General features: G+C 55.6%; 7 protein-coding genes. All 7 read left to right on the top strand.

Annotated features, from left to right (window positions below; all coding sequences use genetic code 11):
• On the top strand, nucleotides 1–632 hold a 632-nt coding region (gene nadD / locus RTY00_RS17680), incomplete at its 5' end, for a nicotinate-nucleotide adenylyltransferase (RefSeq protein WP_312665303.1).
• 91 nt (nucleotides 633–723) lie between these two features.
• On the top strand, nucleotides 724–1,041 hold the full coding sequence (gene rsfS, locus RTY00_RS17685) for a ribosome silencing factor (protein WP_061717393.1): 318 nt from the start codon (nucleotides 724–726) through the stop codon (nucleotides 1,039–1,041).
• Nucleotides 1,042–1,044: 3 nt separating this feature from the next.
• Nucleotides 1,045–1,515, top strand: coding sequence for a 23S rRNA (pseudouridine(1915)-N(3))-methyltransferase RlmH (gene rlmH, locus RTY00_RS17690; RefSeq protein ID WP_008103678.1), 471 nt, complete (start codon nucleotides 1,045–1,047; stop codon nucleotides 1,513–1,515).
• Between the two features lie 33 nt (nucleotides 1,516–1,548).
• Nucleotides 1,549–3,453 carry a peptidoglycan DD-transpeptidase MrdA gene (gene mrdA, locus RTY00_RS17695; protein ID WP_312665304.1) on the top strand — a complete coding sequence of 635 codons (1,905 nt, stop codon included), beginning with the start codon at nucleotides 1,549–1,551 and terminating at the stop codon, nucleotides 3,451–3,453.
• 8 nt (nucleotides 3,454–3,461) lie between these two features.
• Nucleotides 3,462–4,574, top strand: coding sequence for a peptidoglycan glycosyltransferase MrdB (gene mrdB / locus RTY00_RS17700; protein WP_036648258.1), 1,113 nt, complete (start codon nucleotides 3,462–3,464; stop codon nucleotides 4,572–4,574).
• 10 nt (nucleotides 4,575–4,584) lie between these two features.
• Nucleotides 4,585–5,679 (top strand): endolytic peptidoglycan transglycosylase RlpA, encoded by a 1,095-nt coding sequence (gene rlpA / locus RTY00_RS17705; protein WP_312665305.1) that lies wholly within the window; start codon nucleotides 4,585–4,587, stop codon nucleotides 5,677–5,679.
• 117 nt (nucleotides 5,680–5,796) lie between these two features.
• Nucleotides 5,797–6,403 (top strand): serine hydrolase (locus RTY00_RS17710; protein ID WP_312665307.1); only part of this gene is annotated, 607 nt, incomplete at its 3' end.

Consider the following 6,403-nt stretch of genomic DNA (forward strand, 5'->3'; position numbering starts at 1 on the left):
ACGCCCTGTTTGGCGGCACCTTCGATCCGATTCACTACGGCCATCTTCGCCCGGTAGAAGCGCTGGCCCAGCAAGTGGGTTTGAAAAAAGTCACGCTGCTGCCGAATAACGTGCCGCCGCATCGCCCACAGCCGGAAGCCAGTGCGCAACAGCGCGTTGAGATGCTGCGCTGTGCCATCGCCGATCGCCCGCTGTTTGATATCGATACGCGTGAACTGGAGCGTGCAACGCCGTCCTGGACGGTCGCCACGCTGGAAGCACTGCGTGCGGAACGCGGCCCAGAACAGCCCCTCGGGTTTATCATTGGCCAGGATTCTCTGCTAACGTTAGCCAAATGGCATCGCTGGCAAGATTTGCTGTCGCTGTGTCATTTGCTGGTATGTAAGCGTCCGGGTTACGCCACCCAGATGGAAACGCCTGAGATGCAGCAATGGCTTGATGAGCATCTCGCCGATGATGTGCAGCAGCTTCATCACTCACCTGCAGGACACATCTGGCTGGCAGATACGCCGCTGCTCGACATTTCCGCCACCGAAATCCGTCAGCGCCGCCATGCGGGAATCTCCTGCGCGGATTTACTGCCAGATGCAGTGATCGGCTACATCGATAGCGTTGGCTTATATCGCAGCTAAAGGCAGCATGCTATACTGCGCCGCTTCATTTTCGGCTACCTTTCTCGCATCGTTAGCCCGTCCGTAATCACCTGTTTTTAAGGGGAACCTTTTGCAAGGTAAAGCACTCCAAGAGTTCGTTATTGATAAGATTGATGATCTCAAAGGCCAGGACATCATTGCTATTGATGTCCAGGGCAAATCCAGCATCACCGATTGCATGATTATTTGCACCGGCACTTCAACACGTCACGTCGCTTCTATCGCCGATCATGTGGTGCAGGAATCGCGCACTGCGGGCCTGAGGCCACTGGGTGTTGACAGCAAAACCGCCTCCGATTGGGTGGTCGTTGACTTGGGTGACGTGATTGTGCACGTGATGGAAGCAGAGAGCCGCCAGCTGTACGAGCTGGAAAAACTCTGGAGCTAAGACGTGAAACTGCAGCTTGTAGCCGTCGGCACTAAAATGCCCGACTGGGTTCAGACCGGTTTCATGGAGTATCTGCGCCGCTTCCCGAAAGATATGCCGTTTGAATTGATCGAAGTGACTGCCGGCAAACGCGGTAAGAATGCCGACATCAAACGCATTCTGGAAAAAGAAGGTGAAGCGATGCTGGCCGCCGTGGGTAAAGGCAATCGTATTGTCACGCTGGATATCCCCGGACAGCCGTGGGAAACCCCACAGCTGGCGCAGCAACTTGAACGCTGGAAACTGGATGGCCGCGATGTCAGCCTGTTGATCGGCGGTCCGGAAGGACTGGCGCCCGCGTGCAAGGCCGCTGCCGAACAAAGCTGGTCACTGTCAGCGCTCACGTTGCCACATCCGCTGGTGCGTGTGCTGGTAGCGGAAAGCCTGTATCGTGCGTGGAGCATCACCACGAATCATCCTTATCATCGTGAATAAACGCCTGACAACCCCAGACAATAAATGTAGCGGATGAAATTACAGAGCAACGCCTTTCGCGATTACACTGCCGAACAGAAACTTTTTGTCCGCCGAGCATTGGTGGCTTTTGTTGGCATTCTGCTGCTCTCCAGCATTCTGGTGGTCAATATGTACCACCTGCAAATTCTGCGCTTTGACGACTACAGCACCCGTTCGAATGAAAACCGCATCAAGCTGGTGCCCGTGGCACCGAGCCGCGGCATTATTTTTGATCGTAACGGCGTGCCGCTGGCGTTGAATCGCACCATCTATCAGGCCGAACTGATGCCGGAAAAGGTCGAAAACCTGAAGCAGACCTTACAGGATCTGCGTCCGGTGCTGGATCTGACCGACGACGATATCGATGCGTTTGAAAAAGAGCGCAAACGCTCACGCCGCTTTACCTCGATTCCGGTCAAAATCGGTTTAAACGAGGTGCAGGTAGCGCGTTTTGCCGTCAATCAATACCGTTTTCCTGGCGTGGAAGTAAAAGGCTATCAGCGCCGCTACTATCCTTACGGCCAGACGCTGACGCACGTGGTGGGCTACGTCTCCAAAATTAACGATCGCGATGTCACGCGCCTCGATCAGGAAGGCAAGTGGCCGAACTATGCAGCCACCCATGATATCGGCAAGCTCGGCATCGAGAACTATTACGAAGATGTGCTGCACGGCAAAACCGGTTATGAAGAGGTTGAAGTTAACAACCGTGGCCGCGTCATCCGTCAGCTGCACGAGCAGTCTCCGCAGGCCGGACGCGATATCTATCTGACGGTTGACCTCAAGCTGCAGCAATACATCGAAACCTTGCTGACCGGCAGCCGCGCGGCGGTGGTGGTAAGCGATCCGCGCACCGGCGAAATCCTTGCGCTGGTGTCAACGCCGAGCTACGACCCGAACCTGTTTGTCGACGGCATCTCCAGCAAAGATTACAAAGCGCTGTTAAGCGACGAAAACCGTCCGCTGTATAACCGTGCGCTGCAAGCTTCCTATCCTCCGGCTTCAACGGTGAAACCTTACGTTGCCGTGTCGGCGCTGAGCGCAGGCGTGATCAACCGCAATACCAGCCTGTTCGATCCCGGCTGGTGGCAACTGCCCGGCTCGGAAAAGCGCTATCGTGACTGGAAAAAATGGGGCCACGGACGCCTGAACGTCACTAAATCGCTGGAAGAATCGGCGGATACCTTCTTCTATCAGGTCGCCTACGATATGGGCATCGATCGCCTGTCGGAGTGGATGACCAAGTTTGGTTACGGCCATCGCACCGGCATTGACCTGCCGCAGGAGAGCGCGGGCAACATGCCCACGCGCGAGTGGAAGCTGAAGCGCTTCAAGAAACCTTGGTATCAGGGTGACACCATTCCGGTGGGTATTGGTCAGGGTTACTGGACCGCGACACCGATTCAGATGAACAAAGCGATGATGATTTTGATTAACGACGGTGTGATCAAGGTGCCGCACTTACTGCGCGCCACGCGTGAAGGCCAAACCATGATGCCCTATCGCCAGCCGCCGGATGCACCGATTGGCGACATTCATTCAGGCTACTGGGAAATTGCTAAAGACGGCATGTATGGCGTAGCGAACCGCGCCAACGGTACAGCACACAAGAGTTTTGCCGATGCGCCTTACAAAATCGCCGCCAAATCCGGTACCGCGCAGGTTTACGGTCTGAAAGAAAATGAAGTCTATAACGCGCACAAGATTGCAGAGCGTCTGCGCGACCATAAATTAATGACCGCTTACGCGCCGTACGATAAGCCGCGCGTGGCCGTCACCATGATTCTGGAAAACGGCGGCGCAGGTCCGGCTGTCGGCACCGTGATGCGCCAGATTCTCGACCACATTATGTTAGGCGACAATAATACCGTGCTGCCAGAAGCCGCACCGATGCCGCCCGGCTACGAAGGTGAATAACAATGTCCATGAACGATAGTCCGCAGAAAAGATCGATCTGGACGCGTATCCATATCGACCCACTGTTTATGCTGATCATTCTCAGCTTGCTGACCTACAGCGCCATCGTCATCTGGAGCGCCAGCGGACAGGATCCCGGCATGACCGAGCGTAAATTCGGGCAGATCGCCATGGGAATCGTCATCATGCTGGTGCTGGCGCAGGTGCCGCCGCGCGTTTACGAAAGCTGGGCACCCTATCTCTATATTGTCTGCGTGATATTGCTGATCGCGGTGGATGCATTTGGCCACATCAGTAAAGGCGCACAGCGCTGGCTCGATCTCGGTTTTGTGCGCTTCCAGCCCTCGGAGATCGCCAAGATTGCCGTGCCGCTGATGGTGGCGCGCTTTATTAACCGCGATGTCTGTCCGCCTACGCTGAAAAACACCGGCATCGCGCTGGTGCTGATTTTCATGCCAACGCTGCTGGTAGCGGCACAGCCTGACCTGGGTACGTCGATTCTGATCGCCGCTTCCGGTTTGTTTGTGCTGTTTTTATCCGGTATGAGCTGGAAACTGATTGGTATCGCCGTGCTGCTGGTGGCGGCTTTTATCCCGATTTTGTGGTTCTTCCTGATGCACGATTATCAGCGCGACCGCGTGATGATGCTGCTGGATCCGGAAAGCGATCCGCTCGGCGCCGGTTACCACATCATCCAGTCGAAGATTGCTATCGGTTCCGGTGGCCTGCGCGGCAAAGGCTGGCTGCACGGCACCCAATCGCAGTTGGAATTTCTGCCTGAACGCCATACCGACTTTATTTTTGCCGTGTTAGCGGAAGAACTCGGCCTGGTTGGCGTGTTGTTATTGCTGGTACTCTATTTGCTGCTGATCATGCGCGGACTGATTATTGCTGCGCGCGCGCAAACCACCTTTGGTCGCGTGATGGCGGGCGGTTTGATGCTGATTTTATTCGTTTATGTTTTCGTTAACATTGGCATGGTAAGTGGTATCTTACCGGTGGTTGGCGTACCGCTACCGCTGGTGAGCTACGGCGGATCGGCATTGATTGTGTTAATGGCTGGATTTGGCATCGTGATGTCGATCCATACTCATCGAAAAATGTTATCTAAAAGCGTTTAAGAGGCTGCACATGCGTAAGGACTGGCTTGGGGTTGCACTGGCATCATTGGTACTGGCTGCCTGTTCCACACCGGAACCGCAGAATAATACTGCGCCACCGCAACCGGCCTATAACGGCCCGGTAGTGGAAATTCCTGGCGTGGAACCACGCTATGAACCGATCAATCCCTCCACCAGCCAGGATTACAGCGTCAACGGTAAAAACTACCGCGTGATCAAAGATCCTTCGAACTACAGCGAAGTGGGTTTAGCCACCTGGTACGGTGACGAAGCGCAGGGTAATCGCACTGCTATCGGCGAATCTTACGATCCGGAAGGAATGACTGCCGCGCACCCTACGCTGCCGCTGCCGAGCTATGTGCGCGTGACTAACCTCGCCAACGGCCGCCAAATTGTGGTACGCGTCAACGATCGCGGTCCTTATACGCCAGGCCGCATTATCGACCTGTCACGTGCGGCGGGCGATCGCCTGAATATCTCTAACAATACTCGCGTGCGCGTTGATTACATCAAAGTGGCACCGGATGGTTCGCTTTCCGGTCCCGGCACCATCGGTACCACCGTCGCCAAACAGAGCTATGCCCTGCCCGCACGTCCGGATCTCGGCGGCGGCATGGTGATGATGGGCGGCAGCGCCAATGCGGCACCAGCGCCTGCACCGCAAGATGTGCGCGCAGTAGATAACAGCACCTTGCAAAGTAATGACAGCATGGGTGCGCCAGTCCAGAGCAGCGGTTTTCTCGGTGCGCCGCAGCCGTTAGCCACGGGCGTGCTGGAAGGCAGCGAGCCGGTTCCCGCGCCAGCGCCAACAACTTCTTCCGCACCAGCCGCAGCAGCAGCGCCTGCCAGCAGCCAGAATGCCCATGCCGGCAGCGGTTATGTGGTGCAGGTTGGCGCCATTAACGATCCGGCGCGTGCGCGCCAGCTGGCGGAAAGCCTGGGTAAACGTTTTGGCGTACCGGGTGCCGTTGAAGCCAATGGCAACGTCTATCGCATTCAGTTAGGTGGCTATCAAAGCCGTGCCGAAGCCGCCGCGTTGCAGCAGCGTCTGAACACTGAAGCGCAAATGAGCTCATTTATTACCACTGCCCGTCCATCGATGTAACGGACAGTGACATTTCCTGCTGAAACTGATTTGCAAAGCAAGATGTCGCCCGATCGGGCGTTTGCTATAGTTAGGCACTTTTTTCACTCTAAACCCACGGATGTTGTAGTCCTGAACATGAATACGCTGAAACCTTCTCGTTTTCTGAAACGCCTGACAGTGGGATCACTGGTCGCCCTTTCTCTCAGCCATGCCGCTTTTGCGGACGATGTTAACCTTAAGACTATGATTCCGGGCGTGCCGGACATTGATGCTGAAGCTTATGTGCTGATCGACTATAACTCCGGCAAAGTGCTGGCCGAAAAGAACGCGGATGCACGCCGCGATCCGGCAAGTTTGACCAAAATGATGACCAGCTACGTAATTGGTCAGGCGGTCAAAGCGGGCAAAATCCATAACGATGACATCGTGACCGTGGGCAAAGATGCCTGGGCAACCGGTAATCCGGTATTCAAAGGTTCATCCCTGATGTTCCTGAAGCCTGGCGATCGTGTACCGGTTTCTCAGCTGACGCGCGGCATCGTGCTGCAATCAGGTAACGACGCTTGTGTGGCGATGGCGGATTATGTTGCCGGCAGCCAGGACGCGTTCGTTAACCTGATGAATAACTATGTTGGCGCACTGGGCCTGAAAAACACCCACTTCCAGACCGTGCACGGTTTGGATGCGGAAGGCCAATACAGCTCGCCGCGCGATATGGCGTTGATCGGCCAGGCGCTGATCC

Origin of the sequence: Pantoea sp. CTOTU49201 (assembly GCF_032054795.1) — a bacterium.
GTDB classification, from domain to species: domain Bacteria; phylum Pseudomonadota; class Gammaproteobacteria; order Enterobacterales; family Enterobacteriaceae; genus Pantoea; species Pantoea symbiotica.

Coding starts and splice junctions, on each gene's coding strand:
- rlpA (WP_312665305.1), top strand. CDS start 4,585: ATGCGTAAGGACTGGCTTGGGGTTGCACTGGCATCATTGGTACTGGCT.
- mrdB (WP_036648258.1), top strand. CDS start 3,462: ATGAACGATAGTCCGCAGAAAAGATCGATCTGGACGCGTATCCATATC.
- mrdA (WP_312665304.1), top strand. CDS start 1,549: ATGAAATTACAGAGCAACGCCTTTCGCGATTACACTGCCGAACAGAAA.